Source organism: Undibacterium sp. 5I2 (assembly GCF_035019605.1).
Taxonomy (GTDB): Bacteria; Pseudomonadota; Gammaproteobacteria; order Burkholderiales; family Burkholderiaceae_D; genus Undibacterium.
Window position 1 is genome coordinate 1 of sequence record NZ_JASJVS010000006.1, and the last position, 18,327, is coordinate 18,327.

The window sequence follows — 18,327 nt, forward strand, 5'->3', positions numbered from 1 at the left end:
AAGCACGAACGCCGCTGGGTTCCTGCCAAAAGCGCGCAGGAATGACGTGGCCACCAGTTAGGGTAATGACACCGACTCAATACCCTTTTGCGACAGCCTCTGAAGGCCGGGGTTTCAAACCCTAGTCAGATTTTTGATCAACCTAAGCTTTCTGCTCTTGGTGGCATTTCGCTGAAAGGCTAAGCATCAATACTGCTGGCAGTAATCAGCCGCCCCGAGACCTGACTGTCAGCAACTTTTCAGTTTAGTTTTGTCTAGTTAGCGCTAGACTAGCGGCGCTGCAACAATAATGAAAAACACCGCCTAAGCGGTGTCGCGATAATTTGTTGCGGGCGAGCAGAAATGCAGTGCCGGGGTGGTAGCGGACTCGGCTCAATCGCGCCGTAGCTGGACGATCAAATCTTCGATCAAATAACGCTGATGCGCCGGCAGGGCTTGGATTTTTTGCGCCAGAATGATCATTTCAGGGGTAGGTGGCAAGAGTTCGATTTTCTTGCTTTCATCTAAAGCAGAAGGTGGTGGGCCATAGTGTAGCCAGTGCTCTTCTACCCCTAGCCAGATGGCGATGGTGTGCAATTTGTCACTGCGCGGAATCGCCCTACCGGTCAGCCATTTGTGCGCGGTCTGGGGGGAAATCGATTCGCCTTTGTAGCGTAAATTAAAACGCAAAGCGAGTTCGGTCGCGCCTCGGACTGGCTCTGGACTGCGTCGCAAAGCCACCTCGAGACGCTTGGAAAACAGTGCTCTTTTTTCATGGGTAGACATAGGCCTATTTTGCGGCAGCCGTGCGAATTGTTGTCAACTTTCAACGACATTATTAACGCTAACTGGCAATAAACAAGAGAATCACCAGGAGAGGGGTGGATTTCGCCTGCTCGAAGTCAAAAGATTCGTGTAAAGTACGCGGTGGCAGCCCTTATCTGCGGCTGAGTAGGCGCTGGATGCCTCTTTTTTTTGTTTACTTTTCTCGTTTTTATGGCACGCCTGACACTACATTTTCCGGAAGACCAGTTTTATTACACGACCCAATTAACCGTGCGGGTAACCGATATCAACGGTGCTAATCACCTCGGCAACGACTCGATGATTTCCATGATTTCTGAAGCGCGCGCGCGCTTTCTGTATGACTTCGGCATACGCGAAACTGGTCTCGATGGCATCGGCATCATCGTCACCGATCTGGCCACGACATATAAGGCAGAAGCCCACGCGCGTGACCAGTTACAGTTTGAAGTGGGCGTGATGGATTTCAACCGCTACGGCGGCGACATCACGTTTCGCATCACGCGACCGGCCGATGGTGCCCTGATTGCGATGGCAAAATCTGGCTTTGTGTTTTTTAATTATGCTAAAGCGGCAGTGATGGCCATGCCGCCCATATTCAGTGACAAATTTTCCCGCGTCAATCACATCGACTGATCGCGCTACGCTACTTCTCTCAGAAAGTTCACTCATGCTGTTACTTGCCAATATTGTGGTCGCCTTGCTGGCGATCTTGCACGTCTATATTCTGATCTTGGAAATGTTCCTGTGGGAAAAGCCGGCCGGTTTGCGCGCATTCCGTCAAACGCCGGCGTCCGCGGCAGCGAGCAAGGTCTTGGCTGCCAATCAGGGTTTGTATAATGGTTTTCTGGCAGCCGGCTTGGTCTGGAGCTTGCTGGCACAATCAGGCGGGCAAGACATCAAGGTATTTTTTCTTGGCTGCGTGTTGGTGGCCGGTTTGTATGGCGCGGCCACAGTTGGACGTAAAATTCTTTTCGTTCAAGCCATCCCGGCGCTGACCGGTCTGGCCTTGTTGCTGGCAGCCTGAAGCCTCACAAGTAGAGCATGCGTGCACGTTCGTCATCAGACGGTTCGAGCTCGCGTGCTTCGTAAAATGCAAAGATGGCTTCGATGATGTTGACCGGCTCATCGATCAGTTGTACCAGATCGAGGTCGGCGGCGGCGATCATGCCATTGCCGACCATCTGGTCTTTCAACCATTCCAAGTAGCCGCCCCAGAACGTGGTACCAACCAAGATCACTGGAATGCGGCGAGTTTTACCGGTTTGTATCAAGGTCAGCACTTCGCTGAACTCATCCATGGTACCGAAACCGCCGGGAAAGACCACATAGGCGTCGGCGTATTTGACGAAGGCGACTTTACGAGCAAAGAAATGGCGAAATGTCAGGCTGATGTTTTGCCATGGGTTGCTGCGCTGTTCATGCGGCAATTCGATATTGAGCCCGACCGAGGGCGAGGGACCGTCGAAAGCGCCCTTGTTGGCCGCTTCCATAATGCCAGGACCGCCGCCGGAAATGACGGCAAAGCCTTCATCCGAAAGCCGACGCGCCAGCTCGACACAGCTTTGATAATAGCCGCTCTCAGGCGAGATGCGGGCCGAGCCGAAGATGCTCACCGCTGGACGGATGTTAGAAAGCCGTTCGGCGGAGTCGATAAATTCTGCCATAATCGTGAACATATGCCACGATTCGCGCGCCTTTAAGGCCGTCGCCTTATCTTTATCGATAATTTGGCGCAACCTTGTCACACTTTTTCTGTTTTCACTCATATGCAAAATACCTTGTTGTTAGTCGATGGCTCGAGCTATCTGTACCGCGCCTTTCATGCCATGCCTGACCTGCGCAATCCGCAGGGCGAGCCGACCGGTGCCATTTACGGCATGATCAATATGTTGCGGCGTCTGCGCAGCGATTATCCGGCAGCATACATGGCTTGTGTATTTGATGCAAAAGGGAAGACTTTCCGTGATGACCTGTACCCAGAGTACAAGGCGCAACGCGCACCTATGCCGGACGATTTACGTTTGCAAATAGAACCGATTCATGCCGCCGTCACGGCCATGGGTTGGCCGATCCTGATGGTCGAAGGGGTGGAGGCCGATGATGTGATCGGCACCCTGTGTGTGGCTGCCAGTGAACTCGGCATGAAAACGGTGGTATCGACCGGGGATAAGGATTTGGCTCAGTTGGTCAATGCGAATGTCACGCTGATTAATACCATGAGCAATGAAACGCTCGATGAAGCCGCCGTATTGAGCAAATTCGGCGTGCCGCCGAATCGCATCATCGATTACCTCAGCCTGATCGGCGACACCGTCGATAATGTCCCGGGGGTGAGCAAGTGCGGCCCGAAAACGGCCGTCAAGTGGCTGGCCGAGTATGACAGCCTCGAGGGTGTGATCGCCCATGCCAGTGCCATCAAGGGCGTGGTCGGCGACCATCTGCGCGCCGCGCTCGAGTGGTTGCCGCAAGCACGTGCGCTCATCACCGTAAAGACCGATTGCGACCTCAGCGCCCACTATGCCTCAATTCCAGCCAGCCTGACGGCGCAGCCGGAAAGTAAGGAAGCCATGCTGGCTTTTTTCAGCCGCTATGGTTTCAAATCGTGGTTACGTGAATTGAGTGGTGACGCCACGGCCGGTGCCACTCCGCTCAATCCGGCGGCGGCCGGTAATACACCGGTACAGGCCGGCTTGTTTGCCGAAGCGGCTGCCGGTGCGACGCTGCCGACAGCAATAAAAAATTATGAAACTATTTTGACCGAGGCGGCGCTCGATGCCTGGATCGTGCGCATTCGTGCCGCCAAGCTGACGGCCGTCGATACCGAAACCACTTCGCTCGAACCGATGACGGCACAATTGGTCGGCATTTCACTTTGCTGCGAGGTCGGTCACGCGGCCTACATCCCGGTAGCGCACCAGTATGCCGATGCGCCGACGCAGTTGTCGCGCGCGCTGGTATTGGAAAAACTCCGGCCTTGGCTGGAAGATGCCGGCGCCGCTAAGCTCGGTCAGAATCTCAAATACGATAGCCATATTTTTGCCAACCATGGCATCCTCTTGCGCGGTATCGCCCACGACACGCTGCTGCAATCCTATGTGTTCGAATCACATAAGGCGCATGATATGGATAGCCTGGCGCTGCGCCACCTCGGTAAGAAAACCATCAGCTTTGCCGAAGTCTGCGGCAAAGGGGCGGCACAAATTTGTTTCGACCAAGTCGAGATTGGCCGCGCCACTGAGTATGCGGCCGAAGATGCCGATATCACGCTGCAATTGCACCTGGCGATGTGGCCGGAAATCGAACCCGATCCGAAATTGCTGCGCGTATATCGCACGATAGAATTGCCGACTTCGGTGGTGTTACAAAAGATAGAACGCAATGGCGTACTGATTTCCAAAGAGCTGTTGGCGACGCAATCGAATGAGCTCGGCAAGCGTTTGCTCGAACTCGAACAACGCGCCTATGAGTTGGCGGAACAGCCTTTCAATCTGAATTCACCAAAACAATTGGGCGAAATTTTCTTTGGCAAGCTCGGTCTGCCGGTCGTGAAGAAAACCCCTTCAGGCGCGCCCTCGACCGATGAGGAAGTGCTGCAAAAGTTGGCCGAAGATTATCCGCTGCCGAAGGTGTTGTTGGAATACCGCGGGCTGGCCAAACTGAAGTCGACCTATACCGATAAATTGCCGAAGATGCTTAATCTTGCCACCGGCCGCGTGCATACCAATTACGCCCAAGCGGTGGCAGTGACCGGGCGCTTGGCTTCGAATGATCCGAATCTGCAAAATATCCCGGTGCGCAGCGCCGAAGGCCGGCGCATACGCGAAGCTTTCATCGCCGCCCCCGGCCATGTGCTGGTGTCGGCCGATTATTCACAGATAGAATTGCGCATCATGGCGCATATTTCGGGCGATGCCAGTTTGTTGGCCGCATTTGCCAATGGCGAGGATATTCATCGCGCCACGGCGGCAGAAATTTTCGGTGTGGCGCTGGCAGAAGTCAGCAGCGAGCAACGGCGCTATGCCAAGGTGATCAATTTTGGTCTGATTTACGGCATGAGCGCCTTCGGTTTGGCCGGCAACCTCGGTATAGAACGGGCCGCGGCACAAAGTTATATCGATAAGTATTTTCAACGCTACCCGGGCGTGGCGCAGTATATGGCCGATACGCGGGTCAAGGCCAAGGCGCACGGCTATGTGGAAACCGTGTTCGGACGGCGCTTGTGGCTGGCCGAAATCAATTCGGCCAATGGCCCGCGTCGTCAGGGTGCCGAACGCGCCGCCATCAATGCGCCTATGCAGGGTACGGCAGCCGATCTGATCAAGCTGGCGATGATTGCCGTGCAAGATTGGTTAGAGCGCGATGGTTTGCACAGTAAAATGATTATGCAGGTACACGATGAATTGGTGCTCGAGGTACCACAGGCGGAACTCGAACTGGTGCAACGCAAATTGCCGGAACTGATGGCAGGCGCGGCGAGCCTCGATGTGCCATTGTTGGCCGAAGTAGGGGTGGGAAATAATTGGGAAGAGGCGCACTGACGAGCGGGCGACGGTGGGCGGGCGGCGCTTCCATCGTTGCCGATCCGCCACGCCATGCTGCGCTCAAGTCCATCTATGCAATTCAGTCGTCGGCAGCAAAATTGAGTTCGATGCCATTGCCCAGCGGGTCGCTGAAAAACACTTGCCATTGCGTCGCAAAGCCTGGGCTGGCGGCGATTTCAGCAGCGCGCCAAACGATGCCATCTTGGCTCAGACGCGCGCACATGGCGGCACGCTCGCTGCAATGAAATGCCGTATGGTCGAAGCTGCTTTTGAGAGCACTCTGACGGCTTTCGCCGGCGCGATTGGGCGACAAGTGCAGCACCGCTTGGTCGCCGGCGTAGAGCCAGTAACCGGCGTTGCTCAGTGGTGGCCGTGGACCATCTTGTAAGCCGACATAGCGCTGGTAAAACTGCGCCAGTTCGAGCAATTGCTGCGGTGTGCCGCGTAAGTTGTAGTGACTCAATGACAATGCTGGCATGGCAGGTTTCCTTGCGGTGGGGATATTATTTCGTGGTTTTTTGCTCGGCCCGGCTGATCGCTTGGTCGAGGATTTTTTTGCTCATATCGGTATCGCTGCTGTCGGCTTGTGTGTCACTGACAACAACTGGATGCACGAAGCCTTGGGTGTCATGCAGTTTGACTGCTCGACTGGTCGGGTTCTGCGCGCTGCAGGCGGTATCGGAAAACACTGTCTTGCCATCGATTTGACAGCGGCGCACGCCGGATTCAAGCGTCACCGGTGCTGCCATGCCGCCACCATCCGCGGTGGGTAAGCTGATTTTGAGGGTATCGGCGCCGCTGGCTTTTTTCAATTCATTGCCGATCACGCCGGCTGAATGGCCCCAGCGCGCCAAGCTGTCTTGGAACGGCAGATGACCGTAGCGTATCGTGTAGAGAAAAGTCATGCCACCACCGGCCAGCAGCATGAAAAATACTGAAACGAAGAATAAATTCAAACCGCGTTGACGCTGTAAATTCATGGGATTTCCGCATTATTAATTCGTCGAACAATGATCTCAGTGCGTCTTTGCAGATAGCCCGAGCCCTGATTTTTATCAAAATAGCGCGGTTTCGGCAGCATCACGGCCAAGCGCGCGGCTTGGGTCGAGCTCAGTGAGGCAGCATTGATACCGTAATAATGTTGTGAGGCGGCTTCCGCACCAAAAACCCCGACACCCCATTCCACCACATTGAGATAAATTTCCAAGATGCGCTGCTTACTCATGCACATTTCGAGCATGTAGGTGATGATCAATTCCTGCCCCTTGCGCAAGTAGCTGCGCTGACCGGATAAGAATAAATTTTTCGCCAACTGCTGCGTGATGGTTGAACCGCCGGAGACGACTTTACCTTTTTTCTGGTTTTTTTCATACGCTTTTTGTAAGGCTTCCCAATCCACGCCTTCATGATCGACAAAACTATCGTCTTCAGAAGCGATAACGGCATGCTTGAGGCGGTCGGAAATCCGCTTGTAAGGTACCCATTTATGCTGCAGCGTGGCGGCCGGATTTTTTTCCTGCAGGACGCTGAGCTGCTGGCGCATGAAGCTGGTGGAGGATGGATTGAAGTTGACCCACCAAGCGATCTGCACCAGAAAATATACTTGCAACAGCAGGACCAGCAGCAGGGGCACGCCGATCAGCCAAAACACACAGCGCCGCAAAAACTTCATGCGGCCACCGTGCGGTTCAATTCGGCCCGCATCTGCGCCAGTACCGCCGCCGTCTGCGGCCTTACTCCGCGCCACAACAAGAAGGCTTCGGCCGCTTGTTCGACCAGCATGCCCAAGCCATCGCGCGCCGGTACGCCACACTGGCTAGCAAAGCATAAAAAGGCGCTCGGTACGGCAGCGTACATCATGTCGTAAGCCAGTTCGGCACCGGCAAACAAGCTCGCGGCCAGCGTCGGCATGCTGCCGTTGAGACTGGCCGAGGTAGCGTTGATGATGAGGTCAAAGCGGCCCTCGAGATTATCGAGTTGGCGCGCTTCAAGCGCGCTGCCGGGAGAAAATTGCTGCGCCAATTGCAGTAGTTCTTGGGCGGTGGCCAGCCTGCGATTGGCGATCACCAACTGCGCCGGGCCTTGCGCCAACAGCGGCAGCAGCGCGCCGCGCGCGGCGCCACCAGCGCCGAGTAATAAGATACGTTTGCCGGTGATAACGATGCCTGCATTGGCGACGATATCGGTTACCAAACCGACCCCGTCGGTATTATCGCCGACCACGCCGGCTGGGCTGAAACTGAGGGTATTGACGGCGCCGGCGGCGGCGGCGCGCGCCGTCAGTTGATCGGCCAAGGCGCAGGCTTCGAGTTTAAACGGTACCGTAACATTGGCACCTTTGACGCCGCGCGCGCGTAATTGCGCGACGCTGGCGGCAAAACCATCGAGTGGTGCCTGTAGGGTCTGATAAGTCAAATCTTGCCCGGTTTGGCGCGCGAACGCAGCGTGGATCGCCGGTGATTTGCTGTGGCTGACAGGATGACCGATGACGACATATTGATCAATTGAAGGAGTGGATGCAGTGTTCACTTATTTCCTCCCCGCAGTTCGGTTTCGAGTTGCTGTTCGCGGGTAAATTTGAAACGTGTGATCACGACCCATAAGTCATCTTTATCGTTAGAGCGCATATTCTGCGGAAATTTGCCAAATGGTGCGGCATGCCGGACGATGCGCAGTGCCGCTTTGTCGAGGGCTGGGTTGCCGGAGGATTTTTCTACTCGCGGGCCGCCATCTTTTTCATAGATGCTGCCATCTTGGAAGATGGGGATATAAATGATCAGTTCGCCATACAATTTTTTACCGTCTTTTTGCGGAAAATGCACGGTGCCGAAATCTTCCACGCGCTTTTGTAATTCTTTGTAATACATGGCGTAACCGACTTTTTGCGTGCTCGGTGTAATGAATGTTTTGCGTGGCCGTTTGTTTTGATCTTCGATCGTTTGCGAGATTTCCGCCGCCATGCGTGCCAGCGCTTTACTGGTATCGCGATCGTCACTGCCTTGGCTAGGCGTGTGGCTGTCGTCGAGGCGGCGTTTTTCTTGTTGCGGCAGGCGGAAATTTTCGCGCCGCTGGGTTTGCGCGAGTAATTGCTGCTGTTGCTGTTCGAGTTCTTGGATACGACGGGTGGCCACGCGCACGTTATCACCATCTTCGCTGCGTTGCATGTCGGGTAGCGGTGATTTGCTACGCCCGCTGTCATGCGCCCCACCACCATCAAGGTCAGCTTGTGCCAGCGCCTCGGCCTTGAGCGGTTTTTTATCATGTTTGGCATTGACCAGAATGACTTCGAGGCCGGGATCGACGGCGCGGCTTTCGGCCGGTGGTGGCGCGACAAAATGTACCAACATGGCAGCGGCATGCAGTGCCACCGAAATGGCGACCGCAATACTCAATATCAAATGATCATGAATGAATTTGAAGCGCATGGTAGCTGTCTTTATCGTTTGCGTTACGCTGCACCAGCGTCAACACCAACTGCAAGCACGGGTGCAGCTTCGACGGCAGTGCTGAGCACAGCGTCAGCAGCAGCCGGCGCATCGGCAGCGGCTTCGGCGCTGAGCTCGGCTTCGGCCGTGCCATCGGCTTCTTCCTCTTCACCTAATTCGCTGACGGTCGCCAAGACTTCGAGCACGCGCGCTTCGACGCTCAGTTCGACCTCATCCCAACGTAAAATATCGAGACGCACTTGGGCCCCGCGTGCAGTCGGGGCCATGCCGGGCAAGCGGATGACCAGCGGAATATCGAGCAGGCGTAAGATTTCATCTTTCAAGACGACCGCTTCGACCTGTCGAACCTGCTCCTGGCCTAACCAACGCAAGCACCAGTAGCGCTCCATATTGTTTTGGAAATCGGCATAGGCGGCGTAGGCGGCATCAAAGCCCGATACGATGGCGAACAGATCGGCATCTTTGGGCTTGAAGGTGGCCACCAAGGGTGCGGTCACGCCGTGACGAACACAGGCGATGATTTGCCATTGGTTGACCAGATCGGTATAGCGGCGCAGCGGTGAGGTGCTCCAGGCATATTGGTCGACGCCCAAGCCTTGATGTGGTGCGGCATGCGTGACCATGCGCACTTGCATGCGCCCGGCCCAAGCACCCTGCCCGCGCCCACCGGCCACGCCTTGGGCGCGGTAGATGCCGGGAATGCCGTGCTCGTCCATCAACTTGCCCCAGGTGCTGTTGGCAAAGATCATCAATTCCGCGACCATTTTATCGAGCGGCGCGCCGCGTTTCCGGCGCACTATCGAGACGACGTCATCTTCAACATAGAAATTGAAGTCGACGCGATTGCTTTGTTCCGGTTTCATGCCGAAACTTTCGCGCTTGGCCATGCGGCCCTGTTCCAGCACCAGCGCCCATTGCCAGATGCGGGCGATTTCAGCTTTGTGCGGATACGCGCCCGTGCCGGCGGCGAGATTGTCTTCCGTCACCACGGTGTCGAGATCGTTGTGGCGTAAATTCGCCGCCATAGGCACGGCTTCGATGCGGGTTTCAGTCGAGATAACTGACCAGTCGGCGCTGTCGATGGTGGCATACAAAGACACCGCAGGACGGGTTTGACCAGCCCCGAGTGTGTAGGCATTGACCAATTCATCGGGCAGCATGGTAATTTTATCGCCCGGCATGTAGACGGTGGACATGCGTGCGCGCGCGATTTGGTCGATCGCATCGCCACGGGCAATGCCGAGCGCCGGCGCGGCAATATGTATCCCGATGCGTAACTTGCCATCGCCAAGTTCGACCACCGAAAAGGCGTCATCGATTTCGGTTGTGGTAACGTCGTCGATGGAAAATGCTGCTACGTCGGCAATCGGTAAATCGAGCGGCAGCGCCGGTACTTGGATGGCGGGGAATTGCAAACCTTTAGGGAAATTTTCATAATGAAATTTCGCCAGATGTAGTTGCAGCGGGCTGGCAAGGCCACCGCTGGCCAGCATCAAGCTTTGCGGTGACACTTGCAGCTCGTCGCAGGCTTGGGCAAACGCCTTGTATTCGATGCTGTTTTTATCGGGTTTGAACAACAGTGGCAATACTAAGGCACGCAGGGGTTCTGGCAAGCGATGCTGCTTGAGTTCTTCGACATAGCCGGCTTGCACCAACAATTGCTGTTTTTTCTTTTCTATGCCGGCCAAGGCCGCTTTGAGCGAGGCTTCCGGGGCGGCCTTGTAACGGCCGCGGCCTTTTTTATAAAAGTACACAGGTGCATGATGGAGCGCCAAGATCAGCCCGGCCGCTTCGACCGCTTGCGGGGCATGGCCAAAATATTCGCTGCCGAGCTCGGCGAAACCGAATTCTTCGCTGCCGGCCACTTCCCACAGGAATTCGAGGTCAATCTCGGCGGCGGCGGCACGCGCCTGCTCGATGAGGCTGACCGGGTCGGGTGTCGTAAACTGTAACAACACATCCTTGACCTTGATCTTGCTGCGTTTGCCGCTGGCAAGTTCGACTTGATAAGCTTCGCCAGCCTGAGACAATACGCTGCCGGCTTTGAAATCGCCGGATTCTTCAAAAAATAAATTCATGCCAGACTTCTTTATAAACGTCTACCTCTGCAAGTGCTTGCAAAGTTTCGGACTTCATGGAGGGTAGGAGTAGGCGCAAGCCCATATCCTGCAATTTTAAACGAGGGACGCGGCAAACCCCATCAATTTCGCTCAGGAATGCTTACGATCAACGACGCAGCGTGGTTTGTTCCACAAAAGCACGCTTTTCGTACACAGCAGCAGGTAATTGTGCCAAGGCTGGCAAAAACACTTCGGTCACTAACAGCACCCCAGCTTTACGCCAAAACAAGGAGCGCCGCGCCGGCAAGCTGGTGGCACTTATTTCGGGCAAGATCTGTCTGAGCCGCTGCATCAGCGGGTGGCGCGGGTGCAAGCGGGCGAAGGACAAGGGCCCGCGGATCACCAGCGGGTCGTGAAACAAGGTGGTTCCCAGCGATTGCTCACCGAGCGCGGCAAACAAGGGCCATTGCGCAGCCGTCGCCGTAAGCGGCACCACGGTGTGCCCATAGATGATGGCCTGTGCATCGCAACGCAAGATCACTTCGCGTTCATGGGTTTGGCAGGCGCGCGGCAGGCCGAGTAAGCCGGCTTCATCAGGCAAGCAGCGGGCTTGCTGTTGCGACAAGCGTTGCACGCGAAATTGTTGGCAGCGTGCTTGCAGCCTGGCCGTCAGTGAGCCACGGTCGCTGAGCCACTGCTGCAAGGGACCGCGACCGACCACCGCCGCCGCATGCTCGTGCCAGCGCGCCGCGCTGGTGCTGACGCGCTCAAGCATGCGGGGCATCACAAAATGCCAGCACCTCGGCGAAATGCTCGGTCATTTCGGCAATGCCATGGTCGCTGCCGGGGATGATCAGGTGGCGCGCGCCGGCATAGTGCTGCACCATGTCGCGCCAATCGAGTACTTCGTCACCGGTGGCCGCGATGAGAAAGTAACGCTGCGGCTCACTGATGTGGGCCACGCTGAGCGCGCGCAGTTGTTCCATATATTCGGCCTTGAATTCAAATACCTCGTCGCTGTGGTAGCTGGTAGAGACCCCGACATAGCTTTCCAGATCGCGCGGCGGTTGCACGGCCGGATTGACTAGCACGGCGCGGCAGCCATACTTTTCTGCCAACCAGGTAGCATAAAAACCACCGAGCGAAGAACCGATGATGCTGATTTCTTCACTGGCGAAGCCGGCCATCAGTGCTTCGGCTTGGGCGATCGCTTGCGCTGGCGAAGCCGATAGAGCCGGGCAACAGAATTGAGCGGCGCGTCCGTGCTCCGTCATCCAAGCTTGTAGCGCACGCGCTTTGAATGATTGCGGCGAGGAACGAAAGCCATGCAGATAGAGGATCATGCCGCCGCCCGCGCCGCCAGCGCATCGAGAATTTTTTGATGGATGCCGCCGAAACCGCCATTACTCATGACCAATATCGTGTCGCCGGCAGCAGCGGCGGCGACGATGGCAGCGACCAAGGCATCAAGTTGCTCGAACACGAATGCCGCTGCGCCCAAGGGGGCCAGCACGCTGGCTAAATCCCAACCGAGCACATCCTTGCCGCTGGCGGCACCGAAACCGAATACCAAGTCGGCATGGCTCAAACTGGCTGCCAAAGCTTGCTTCATGGTACCCAGTTTCATGGTATTGGAGCGCGGCTCCAGCACGGCGAGTATACGCCCACTGCCGACTTTTCTGCGCAAACCGGCCAGAGTGGTGGCAATCGCGGTCGGGTGATGAGCAAAATCATCGATGAGCGTGACACCGGCCACCGTCCCACGTACTTCCATGCGTCGCTTCACATTCACAAATTGCCCCAAGGCAGAGATGGCGAGCGCCGGTGCGACCCCGACATGGCGCGCCGCGGCGATGGCCGCCAAGGCATTCTGGCGATTGTGTTCGCCCTGCAACTGCCAACTGACTTGGCCTTGGCATTCGTCAGCCAAATAGACATCGAAATTTTCGCCGTCTTGCAACTGCGCATGCCAGCCATGCGTGACGCCAAAACGCTCTTGCTCACTCCAGCAGCCACGTTCAATGACACGTTCGAGTGCCGTTTCGCGCCCATTGAGCACGACTCGACCGATGCCTGGGATGGTGCGCAGTAAATGGTGAAACTGGGTTTCTATGGCATGTAAATCGGGGAAAATATCGGCATGATCATATTCGAGATTATTCAATATCGCGGTTTTGGCATGGTAGTGGACGAATTTACTGCGCTTATCGAAAAAAGCGGTGTCATATTCATCGGCTTCAATGACGAAAAAATCGGAACCGGCCGGCCCATGCAGGCGCGCCGAAATGCCGAAATTGAGCGGCACGCCGCCGATCAAAAAGCCCGGCGCATAACCGGCAAATTCGAGTATCCAGGCCAACATGGCGGAGGTGGTGGTTTTGCCATGGGTACCGGCGACTGCCAGCACCCATTTGTCGCGTAATATGTGCTCACCGATCCATTGCGGTCCGGATACATACGGCAGGCCGCGGTTGAGAATTTCTTCCATCAGCGGGTTACCGCGTGAAATCACATTGCCAATCACATACAGATCGGGGGCCAAAGAAATTTGCTCAGCGGAAAACCCCTGAATTAATTGTATGTCTTGCGCTGCGAGCTGGGTACTCATGGGCGGATAGACATTGGCATCGCAGCCAGTAACGGTATGGCCGGCTTCTTTTGCCAAAACGGCAAGTCCCCCCATGAAAGTACCGCAAATACCTAGTATGTGAATATGCATAGCCCTGATGTTCCGATGACCTGAAGAGTCACTGTTATATAGAAACCAGCAATTCTACCTGAGTGCTGCGCCATGTCACTAAGCAGATCTTGAGTTATGATGCCGGCATGATGATTCACACTCCCAACGAAGCCGAGGCGCTGCGCGCTGAAATCGCGATGCTGGCGGCGCGCATGATCGCCGAAGACGGCGCCGACTATGCCAGCGCCAAGCGCAAGGCGGCCAAACAATTGCTTGGCAATCAAAAGATCAAGGGCGATTACTTGCCCGATAATACGCAGATTGAGCAAGAGGTGCGCGAATACCAAAGCGTATTCTTTGGCGACACCCAAGCCCAGCGTTTGTTACACTTACGGAAGTTGGCCTTGCGTTTGATGGAACAGTTTGCCCGTTTCCAGCCGTATTTGGTCGGCGCCGTACTCAACGGCACGGCGGGCAATCACTCTGATATTTATTTGCATTTATATACTGACAATAATAAAGACGTCGCCATCGACTTGTTGAACAAAAATATAGATTTCGAGGTCTCGGAAACTTTTACCAAACGCAATGACAGCGTGGAAACGCTGAGTTTCATGTTTGAAAATGAAGGCGTGCATCTGGTGCTGCATGATCACGATGCCCTGCGCCAAGGAAAAACTCAGGAACGCGCCAATTTGACCGCACTGACTACGCTGCTCGCGGCAGCAGAGGAACATGATGATAAATAAACGCTGGATTGCTGTCACCACCTTGGTCGCCCTACTCGGCGGCGGACTAGGCATTTACGCCGGGAATATAGCGGCGCAAGCGGAAACGCCGCAAGCTACTGCGGTACGCCAATTGCTGGCGAAAAGCTTACCCGACAGTGAGGGTAAGCCGCACAGCCTGAGCCAATGGAACAAGCATTTTTTGGTGGTCAATTTTTGGGCTACCTGGTGCACGCCCTGCGTACAAGAAATGCCGGAACTGTCGGCCTTACAAAAAGAGTTGCAAGGCACCAATAGCCAAATCATCGGGCTGGGTATCGATAGTCCGAGCAATATCGCCGAATTTACTAAAAAACACCCGGTCAGCTACCCGGTTTATGTGGCTGGCATCGATGGCAGTGAACTCTCGCGAGCGCTGGGGAATCAAGCCGGCGGCTTACCGTTTACCGTACTGATCAATGGCACAGGTAAAGTGGTGAAGACCTATCTCGGACGCCTGAAGATGGCGGAATTACGCGCCGACATCACCAAATTTTCTGCGGAAAAAGCCAAGTAAGTGGATTTTCCTTGCCAATTTGCCCGCATTAACGGCAAAATGCGGCCATCTTCGTCAAATTAGAATCGACTATGGCAAGCAAACTGCTGCTGCTCAACGGCCCCAATCTGAATTTGCTCGGTCAGCGAGAGCCGGCCACCTACGGTGCCGTCACACTGGCCGATATCGAAGCAGCCGCACAGGCGCAAGCGGCGCAGGCCGGCGCCAACTTGGTTTGCTTCCAGAGCAATCATGAAGGTGCATTGATTGATCGCATCCATGCTGCACGCGAGCAGCAGATCGATGTCATCATCATCAATCCGGGTGGGCTCACCCATACCAGCGTAGCCTTGCGCGATGCCTTGGCCGGGGTGGCGATCCCCTTCATTGAGGTGCATATTTCCAATGTTCATGCCCGCGAAAGTTTCCGCCATCATTCTTTCCTGTCTGCAATTGCCAAGGGCGTGATTTGCGGCTTCGGCAGCGATGGCTACCGCATGGCACTGGATTTTTCCTTAAAAAACCTCTAAATTCGGCTATCATCTGCCAATTCCGTATAATCATCATTTATTTTGATGTATAATCCAAGTTTGGGCGGCATTGCAAGAATGGTGAATTCGTTCTATATTGCGCGCTTCCTATCACTCAGTACTACTTTTTTTAAGGGGATTCCACATGGATTTAAGAAAACTCAAGACCCTGATCGATCTCGTTGCAGAATCGGATATCGCCGAACTTGAAGTAACCGAAGGTGAAGGTAAAGTTCGCATCGTTAAATCTTCCACATTACCCCAGAATCAAGTCGTCATGATGCAGCAACAGCCTCATGCGCAAGCCGCACCAGCCCCCGCCGCCGTACCGGCCGCCGTGGTTCCGGCTGTTCCTGAAGGCCATATTGTCAAGTCACCTATGGTCGGCACCTTCTACCGTTCCGCTTCACCAGGCTCCCCTCCGTTTGCCGAAATCGGCAAACACATTGCCAAGGGCGACACCCTTTGCATCATTGAAGCAATGAAATTATTGAATGAAATCGAAAGCGATTTCGATGGCGCGATCAAGCAAATCTTGGTTGAAAACGGTCAGCCTGTTGAATACGGCCAACCATTGTTCATCATTGGCTAATCCAGGCTAGCGTGCTTAACATCTGAGCACCAAGAGCTGCAACTATTGCCACAGCAAAGTCCAATCATGTTTGAAAAAATTCTTATCGCCAATCGTGGTGAAATCGCGCTGCGTATCCAGCGCGCTTGCCGCGAAATGGGTATCAAAACCGTGGTCGTGCATTCCGAAGCGGACCGCGAAGCCAAGTACGTCAAACTCGCCGATGAATCGGTGTGTATTGGCCCTGCACCATCGAACCTCAGCTATCTGAGTATGCCCGCCATTATCAGCGCCGCTGAAGTCACCGATGCGCAGGCGATTCATCCTGGCTATGGTTTCTTGTCGGAAAACGCTGACTTCGCCGAACGCGTCGAACAATCGGGCTTTGTGTTCATCGGCCCGCGCGCCGAATCGATACGCTTGATGGGCGATAAAGTATCGGCCAAGCATGCAATGATCGCCGCCGGCGTACCTTGCGTACCCGGCTCCGAAGGCGCTTTGCCCGATGATCCGAAAGTGATCGTGCAAACCGCCCGCAAAGTTGGCTATCCAGTCATCATCAAAGCCGCCGGTGGCGGTGGTGGGCGCGGCATGCGCGTGGTACATACCGAAGCCGCCTTGATCAATGCCGTTGCCATGACCAAGGCCGAAGCCGGCGCCGCTTTCGGCAATCCGGAAGTGTATATGGAAAAGTTTCTGGAAAATCCGCGTCATGTGGAAATTCAGATTCTGGCCGATCAGCATGGCAATGCCATCTGGCTCGGTGAGCGCGATTGCTCGATGCAAAGACGGCACCAAAAAGTCATCGAAGAAGCACCGGCACCGGGCATCCCACGCAAATTGATCGAAAAAGTTGGCGACCGCTGTGCCGCGGCCTGTCGGAAAATCGGCTACCGTGGTGCCGGCACCTTTGAGTTTTTGTATGAAGGCGGCGAATTCTATTTCATCGAGATGAATACGCGGGTTCAGGTTGAACATCCGGTCACGGAAATGATCACCGGCGTTGATATCGTGCAAGAACAAATTCGCATCGCTTTCAATGAGAAATTGCGCTTCAAGCAAAGTGACATCACGATTCGTGGTCACTCGATAGAATGCCGCATCAATGCGGAAGATCCGTTCAAGTTCACGCCTTCGCCAGGTCGCATCACCTCGTGGCATACGCCGGGCGGCCCTGGTATTCGCGTCGATTCGCATGCCTATGCCGGTTACTACGTGCCGCCGAATTATGATTCCATGATAGGCAAAGTGATTTCCTACGGCGAAACGCGGGATCAGGCGATTCGTCGCATGCAGATCGCGCTGTCGGAAATGGTGGTCGAAGGCATACAAACCAATATCCCTTTGCATCGCGAATTGATGATCGATGCCCGCTTTATCGAAGGCGGTACGAATATTCATTACCTCGAGCATAAGCTGGCCGATATGCCGGATCTGGCCAAAAAAACCAAGTAATTAAATAAATAATTAATTAATACATCGACAACAAGGCCCGGGCGCAGTATGACGCACTCGGGCCGGCACGAAAGAAGCAAATTATGGCCTGGATAGAAATTGTCATCGAAGTTGCCCGTTCCCATGCGGAAAGTCTGTCGGATGCCCTGATGGACGCCGGTGCCTTGTCGGTGTCGGTGGAAGATGCGGACGAAGGTACGGAAGATGAAAAGCCCTTGTTCGGTGAACCGGGCATGGAACCCGAAGAAGCCGCCTGGGATCGCAGCCGCGTGGTAGCACTGGCCGATGTCGACAGCGATGCCGCCGCCCTGCTGGCCAGCGCCGCAGCGGCCATCGGTTTGGCACCGGCTCCGGCTTTCTTGACACGCGCCGTGGCAGAGCAAGACTGGGTACGTTTGACGCAATCACAATTTGCGCCCATCCATATCGGCAAAAATATTTGGGTAGTACCGAGCTGGCATGATGCGCCGGAACCGAGCGCATTGATACTCGAACTCGATCCGGGCTTGGCCTTTGGCACCGGCAGTCACCCGACTACCAAATTGTGCATGGAATGGTTGGAAGCGCATGCGCCGAAAAATCTGACGGTACTCGACTACGGTTGTGGTTCCGGTATTCTCGCCATGGTGGCCGACAAACTCGGTGCCGCTAAGGTGTATGGCGTGGACATCGATCCGCAGGCGATTGAATCGGCGCAGTTCAATGCCGAGCGCAATCACTGCGCGATCGATTTTGCCTTACCGGCAGCATTCGGCAGCGCCCACCCGACCGGCGAAAAGTTCGACGTCGTCGTCGCCAATATTCTCTCGAGTCCGCTCAAGGTGATGGCACCGATGCTGGCTGGCCGCGTGGCCGCTGGTGGCGCGCTGATACTCTCCGGCGTGCTGGCGCGTCAAGCCGAAGAAGTGGCGGCTGCGTATGCACCGTTCATTACATTGACTGTCTGGGCAGAGCACGAAGGCTGGGTCGCTCTCTCGGGTAAATTGGCCGACTGA

Annotated in this window: 20 protein-coding genes; 9 read left to right on the top strand and 11 right to left on the bottom strand. The window is 55.3% G+C overall.

What is annotated here, in order from left to right; translation table 11 throughout:
* Positions 1–372: 372 nt before the first annotated feature.
* Positions 373–765, bottom strand: coding sequence for a transcriptional regulator (locus tag QN359_RS03720; RefSeq protein ID WP_322249634.1), 393 nt, complete (start codon positions 763–765; stop codon positions 373–375).
* A 210-nt stretch (positions 766–975) separates the two neighbouring features.
* Here QN359_RS03720 and QN359_RS03725 point away from each other — a divergent pair, with 210 nt between their 5' ends.
* Together QN359_RS03725 and QN359_RS03730 are read left to right on the top strand one after the other, a co-directional pair.
* Positions 976–1,419, top strand: a complete 444-nt coding sequence (locus tag QN359_RS03725; RefSeq protein WP_322249635.1) for a thioesterase family protein — start codon at positions 976–978, stop codon at positions 1,417–1,419.
* A 34-nt stretch (positions 1,420–1,453) separates the two neighbouring features.
* Positions 1,454–1,810 carry a DUF1304 domain-containing protein gene (locus tag QN359_RS03730; RefSeq protein ID WP_322249636.1) on the top strand — a complete coding sequence of 119 codons (357 nt, stop codon included), beginning with the start codon at positions 1,454–1,456 and terminating at the stop codon, positions 1,808–1,810.
* Positions 1,811–1,814: 4 nt separating this feature from the next.
* Here the strand turns inward: QN359_RS03730 and QN359_RS03735 are convergent, their stop codons facing one another.
* Positions 1,815–2,552 carry a TIGR00730 family Rossman fold protein gene (locus QN359_RS03735; RefSeq protein ID WP_322249637.1) on the bottom strand — a complete coding sequence of 246 codons (738 nt, stop codon included), beginning with the start codon at positions 2,550–2,552 and terminating at the stop codon, positions 1,815–1,817.
* Between QN359_RS03735 and polA the strand changes: the two genes are divergently transcribed.
* Entirely contained in the window at positions 2,553–5,324 is a 2,772-nt protein-coding gene (polA, locus tag QN359_RS03740; RefSeq protein WP_322249638.1) for a DNA polymerase I, read from the top strand. It begins immediately after the preceding gene.
* Between the two features lie 82 nt (positions 5,325–5,406).
* Here the strand turns inward: polA and QN359_RS03745 are convergent, their stop codons facing one another.
* The 9 genes from QN359_RS03745 to mpl all read right to left on the bottom strand — a co-directional run bounded on the left by QN359_RS03745 (position 5,407) and on the right by mpl (position 13,552).
* A complete protein-coding gene (locus QN359_RS03745; protein WP_322249639.1) occupies positions 5,407–5,805 on the bottom strand; it encodes a diguanylate cyclase in 399 nt (132 codons plus the stop codon).
* Positions 5,806–5,830: 25 nt separating this feature from the next.
* Positions 5,831–6,307, bottom strand: a complete 477-nt coding sequence (locus QN359_RS03750; RefSeq protein WP_322249640.1) for a hypothetical protein — start codon at positions 6,305–6,307, stop codon at positions 5,831–5,833.
* Complete coding sequence (gene mtgA, locus QN359_RS03755) at positions 6,304–6,999, bottom strand: monofunctional biosynthetic peptidoglycan transglycosylase (protein ID WP_322249641.1); 696 nt, start codon at positions 6,997–6,999, stop codon at positions 6,304–6,306. Before mtgA ends, QN359_RS03750 begins: the two co-directional genes overlap by 4 nt.
* Positions 6,996–7,832, bottom strand: coding sequence for a shikimate dehydrogenase (gene aroE / locus QN359_RS03760; protein ID WP_322251028.1), 837 nt, complete (start codon positions 7,830–7,832; stop codon positions 6,996–6,998). The genes mtgA and aroE overlap by 4 nt, the downstream gene beginning before the upstream one ends.
* A gap of 20 nt (positions 7,833–7,852) precedes the next feature.
* The gene (locus QN359_RS03765; protein WP_322249642.1) at positions 7,853–8,752 is read right to left on the bottom strand and encodes a TonB family protein; all 900 of its coding nucleotides are present in this window, start codon (positions 8,750–8,752) and stop codon (positions 7,853–7,855) included.
* A gap of 23 nt (positions 8,753–8,775) precedes the next feature.
* Positions 8,776–10,851, bottom strand: coding sequence for a ribonuclease catalytic domain-containing protein (locus QN359_RS03770; protein ID WP_322249643.1), 2,076 nt, complete (start codon positions 10,849–10,851; stop codon positions 8,776–8,778).
* Between the two features lie 148 nt (positions 10,852–10,999).
* Complete coding sequence (locus QN359_RS03775) at positions 11,000–11,617, bottom strand: chorismate--pyruvate lyase family protein (RefSeq protein WP_322249644.1); 618 nt, start codon at positions 11,615–11,617, stop codon at positions 11,000–11,002.
* Positions 11,601–12,176: a YqiA/YcfP family alpha/beta fold hydrolase gene (locus QN359_RS03780; RefSeq protein WP_322249645.1), complete on the bottom strand. Its 576-nt coding sequence runs from the start codon at positions 12,174–12,176 to the stop codon at positions 11,601–11,603. The genes QN359_RS03775 and QN359_RS03780 overlap by 17 nt, the downstream gene beginning before the upstream one ends.
* Positions 12,173–13,552 carry a UDP-N-acetylmuramate:L-alanyl-gamma-D-glutamyl-meso-diaminopimelate ligase gene (mpl, locus tag QN359_RS03785; protein WP_322249646.1) on the bottom strand — a complete coding sequence of 460 codons (1,380 nt, stop codon included), beginning with the start codon at positions 13,550–13,552 and terminating at the stop codon, positions 12,173–12,175. Before mpl ends, QN359_RS03780 begins: the two co-directional genes overlap by 4 nt.
* Before the next feature lie 107 nt (positions 13,553–13,659).
* Here mpl and QN359_RS03790 point away from each other — a divergent pair, with 107 nt between their 5' ends.
* The 6 genes from QN359_RS03790 (at position 13,660) to prmA (ending at position 18,327) form a co-directional block, all read left to right on the top strand.
* Positions 13,660–14,262 carry a hypothetical protein gene (locus QN359_RS03790; protein WP_322249647.1) on the top strand — a complete coding sequence of 201 codons (603 nt, stop codon included), beginning with the start codon at positions 13,660–13,662 and terminating at the stop codon, positions 14,260–14,262.
* Positions 14,252–14,797: a TlpA disulfide reductase family protein gene (locus QN359_RS03795; RefSeq protein WP_323493331.1), complete on the top strand. Its 546-nt coding sequence runs from the start codon at positions 14,252–14,254 to the stop codon at positions 14,795–14,797. The genes QN359_RS03790 and QN359_RS03795 overlap by 11 nt, the downstream gene beginning before the upstream one ends.
* A 71-nt stretch (positions 14,798–14,868) precedes the next feature.
* On the top strand, positions 14,869–15,306 hold the full coding sequence (aroQ, locus tag QN359_RS03800) for a type II 3-dehydroquinate dehydratase (protein WP_322249649.1): 438 nt from the start codon (positions 14,869–14,871) through the stop codon (positions 15,304–15,306).
* A 145-nt stretch (positions 15,307–15,451) separates the two neighbouring features.
* The gene (accB, locus tag QN359_RS03805; protein ID WP_322249650.1) at positions 15,452–15,898 is read left to right on the top strand and encodes an acetyl-CoA carboxylase biotin carboxyl carrier protein; all 447 of its coding nucleotides are present in this window, start codon (positions 15,452–15,454) and stop codon (positions 15,896–15,898) included.
* Positions 15,899–15,964: 66 nt separating this feature from the next.
* A complete protein-coding gene (gene accC, locus QN359_RS03810) occupies positions 15,965–17,332 on the top strand; it encodes an acetyl-CoA carboxylase biotin carboxylase subunit (protein WP_322249651.1) in 1,368 nt (455 codons plus the stop codon).
* 83 nt (positions 17,333–17,415) lie between these two features.
* A complete protein-coding gene (gene prmA, locus QN359_RS03815; protein ID WP_322249652.1) occupies positions 17,416–18,327 on the top strand; it encodes a 50S ribosomal protein L11 methyltransferase in 912 nt (303 codons plus the stop codon).